This is a genomic window from Rhizobium ecuadorense (assembly GCF_001187535.1).
GTDB classification, from domain to species: Bacteria; Pseudomonadota; Alphaproteobacteria; order Rhizobiales; family Rhizobiaceae; genus Rhizobium; species Rhizobium ecuadorense.
Window position 1 is genome coordinate 1 of record NZ_LFIO01001163.1, and the last position, 221, is coordinate 221.

At 62.9% G+C, this 221-nt stretch carries 1 pseudogene; it reads left to right on the forward strand.

Going from position 1 to position 221, the window contains the following annotated elements:
• Positions 1-111 (forward strand): annotated as a pseudogene (locus AF337_RS45605) (winged helix-turn-helix transcriptional regulator); the annotation flags it as partial.
• Positions 112-221: the final 110 nt, after the last annotated feature.

The following is a 221-nucleotide window of genomic DNA, read 5'->3' on the forward strand; positions in this document are numbered from 1 at the left end:
ACCATCGACCGCGCGACCGGCGCGCCGATTGGAACACGTCCTATTCGTATCGCCGCACCCGAATGCGATCTGCCTGCGGCAGATGAAGCGGCACCTGACAACTCGCCTTGAAGCCAGCGTAGTATCCCCCGCCATCACCGCCTCCGGCGATGGCAAGGGTGATCCTCAAATAAAGGCCGAGGCGCCAATCCGAGCGCTACGACTGCTGCAGTCCGTAGAGC